Source organism: Pelosinus baikalensis (assembly GCF_020819555.1).
Classification (GTDB): domain Bacteria; phylum Bacillota; class Negativicutes; order DSM-13327; family DSM-13327; genus Pelosinus; species Pelosinus baikalensis.
The window spans coordinates 1-2669 of the sequence record NZ_JAJHJB010000098.1 but is presented as its reverse complement, the minus strand read 5'-3'; the positions used below and the strand labels follow the sequence as shown (position 1 = coordinate 2669).

Genomic DNA, 2669 nt, shown 5'->3' with positions numbered 1-2669 from the left:
CTTAATTTCCTTAGATAGATTAGCCTTTTTCATATCAAAACGAGTGACAGATAGTTCTAGAGCTTTTTGCAAATCCACCCATTGGTGAGAAAGATCTTCGTGGGAAATCCTAAGCGTGTCTATCTTTGCAAAATCAGATATCGCTTGCTTATAATCTGCAGCAGCGATCTCCAGTCTAGGTCGATCAGCTAAAATCGATTCCAGTTTAACAATTTCATCATTGGTATTTTTCAAACCGACTACAACACCAGCAAGTTCTTCTTTTAAGCGCATAGCCTCAGTTTGCAAGGTAGCCTGTTGATCTTTCTGAGTCTGCAGTACAGTAACTTGTTGCTGTGTCTGTTCATATTCAACGACTTTGGCCAAGATCGTTTCTTCTTGAAGTAAAAGCTTATTGGCTGTATCCAAACGCCCCTGCTGCCGATCACGTTCAATCGTCTTGGCATCAATACTAACTCTCAAACCCTTTGCCTGCTTGTCAATTTCGTCGGCCTGTTGAATGCGAGCGACTAACACATTATGATCTACCTGGGCAATCTGCAAATCAGCTTCTGCTTTTTTAATCTGAGTTTCAATAGTGACTTTTTGCACTTCATTGGTAAATTTCAGGGTCTCAAGTGTGACTTTGTCGGCTAACCGTCCATCAATTTCGGACACTCTGACTTTGGCCTTTTCTAACTCTAAGTTAGTTGCTTGCAACTTTGCTTTAGCTTTTTCCTGAAGTACTTCATATTGATCCAGCTGCAGTACCTGGGCCAAGATTGCTTTACGCTGACCCGCTGGCCTAGAGGTAAATTCATTCGCTTTCCCTTGAAGAATCATGCTGCTAGATGAAAAGGTTTCTGCATCTAAATTCAGCAAGGCAATAATCTTTTTCTGCGTCTCAGCAATACTGGCACCAGATTCACTAGCCCATAATGCCCCAGACTTACGCTGCAGCTCTAAAGTGGTTTTCCCTTTACCTTTTGTACTGCGAGTACGAATAGTTCTATAGATTTCTCCTTGATGCTCATAATCGAATATGACTTCTGCTTCAGTAGTACCAATGCGGACCATATCATCCGCACTGGTGCCAGGCTTCGTGGTACCATATAACGAAAACATAGGGGCGATCGTAAAAGCTGTACTTTTACCTGCTCCGTTAGGGCCTGCTATTGCGCTACATGTGATATTAGACAAATCAATATCAGCATAAGGAATGGCGCCAAAGTTTTTAATCTGAATGCGTAGAGGTCTCATTGCTTACCAACTCCTTTGATTTACTAATGGCGTATATCTTCTTGCTGCCTTTTTTATGAATACCCCAATTGATCAGCTTCTTGTAGAGGTCTGATGTAGTCATTTGATAAGAGGCCGCAATGAGAATCTTAGAAACTTTACTTTCAACAAGGAATCTTGCATCTTCTGGTGTTAAGTCTTGCGGATACATCGGGCGTGCTTTATAAAGAGATAAACCTCTTCTAACACATTCAATGGGGATTGGATCTTCCGGCTCTACTCTTTTGAGTACTATCTGGCGCGGAGTCGTTCTCCACGCCATTTCACCAGGGATGATGATCTCTGCATTTGCCATATGCTAAACCACCTCCACCCCATGAATTTTTAAGCCCTCTATCCAACGCTCTTTTACTTCTTCCGTACAATGAGCCATAGCATCATTCCATGTTGCGTCGCGCCCGTGTTCCATCTTAAACTTCATTTGATAATACAAGCTTTGCTGATTATGAGGTAATCGAGGATCATGCTTCACTGCGCACTCTTGGCATACATCTGGTTTCGGTGGTAAAAGCATCATGGATGACATCGGAATTTCCTGAATTTCAATGATCTTTCCCGTTCGCTTACTTTTGAATGTTTGCATCTTGGTTTCCTCCAATATCAATTACTTGTTTGCGCAATATATCTGCGAGCTCATCATAAACTTTCGGATAACGTTGCTTAATTACTGGCATAATTAATCCGGAATGATTTAATAATAGGTTTGCTTTTACTGCCATTTCAGCAGTATCAATCGGGTAATTTGCACTTTTTCCGGTTCTAATAGCAGGGGGAATTAAGCCGATTCCCTCATAATTTAAAAGTGTTCTTCTATGTATCACGATCCCTAAATGAGAGCATTTAAGAACTACCTCATCTGGTGTCATCTTAAACTCCTTCCATCAATTCAGCCGTCATAGCTGCCAATTCATCAATCTCCAATGAATCAATTTCTTGATTACTAGCCCACTTTCTTAACGCATCTATAGGCCCAAGCGCTTCCGTAATCTCAGCATCACGCAATCGATCTTCGGAACGTTTTACATCACCTTTAATTTCACTGACGTAGTAGGCGCCTGCATCATATAATGATTTTTCTAAGGTTCTTCGATTTAGCTGCCGATTAAGCTCCTCACTGCATGTATAGTGAATTCGAACAACCGCATCCTTAGGACGTGGTCCATGATCTTCTTCATCATCCTCGCCCCAGTCCCAACATAATGAACTTTCAATTGCCATTTTTACTCCGAACTCATCTAATTTATAGGTCACAAAACGTCTTGCTGGAGTATCGATAAAGCTAGAATCAAACTTCTGCCCATCCCAATCGTAAATCCAAAATCCTGCATCAACCTTTTCATCATTAAAGCTAAGTCGTTCAGGAGATCCACTATAAAATACATTCCCATTCT

General features: G+C 41.3%; 5 protein-coding genes. All 5 read right to left on the bottom strand.

Translation table 11 applies throughout. The annotated features are described in order from the left end of the window. On the bottom strand, positions 1-1239 hold a 1239-nt coding region (locus LMF89_RS25140; protein WP_229537549.1), incomplete at its 3' end, for an AAA family ATPase. Continuing rightward, positions 1214-1573 (bottom strand): hypothetical protein, encoded by a 360-nt coding sequence (locus LMF89_RS25135; RefSeq protein WP_229537548.1) that lies wholly within the window; start codon positions 1571-1573, stop codon positions 1214-1216. The genes LMF89_RS25140 and LMF89_RS25135, both read right to left, overlap by 26 nt. Before the next feature lie 3 nt (positions 1574-1576). Beyond that, complete coding sequence (locus tag LMF89_RS25130; RefSeq protein WP_229537547.1) at positions 1577-1861, bottom strand: hypothetical protein; 285 nt, start codon at positions 1859-1861, stop codon at positions 1577-1579. Further along, positions 1842-2144: a MerR family transcriptional regulator gene (locus LMF89_RS25125; RefSeq protein ID WP_229537546.1), complete on the bottom strand. Its 303-nt coding sequence runs from the start codon at positions 2142-2144 to the stop codon at positions 1842-1844. The genes LMF89_RS25130 and LMF89_RS25125 overlap by 20 nt, the downstream gene beginning before the upstream one ends. A gap of 1 nt (position 2145) precedes the next feature. Further along, a partial coding sequence (locus LMF89_RS25120) for a hypothetical protein (protein ID WP_229537545.1) occupies positions 2146-2669 on the bottom strand: 524 nt, incomplete at its 5' end.

Excerpts from the sequence above, each read along its gene's own strand:
- LMF89_RS25125 (WP_229537546.1), bottom strand. The coding sequence starts at position 2,144 with ATGACACCAGATGAGGTAGTTCTTAAATGCTCTCATTTAGGGATCGTG.
- LMF89_RS25135 (WP_229537548.1), bottom strand. The coding sequence starts at position 1,573 with ATGGCAAATGCAGAGATCATCATCCCTGGTGAAATGGCGTGGAGAACG.
- LMF89_RS25130 (WP_229537547.1), bottom strand. The coding sequence starts at position 1,861 with ATGCAAACATTCAAAAGTAAGCGAACGGGAAAGATCATTGAAATTCAG.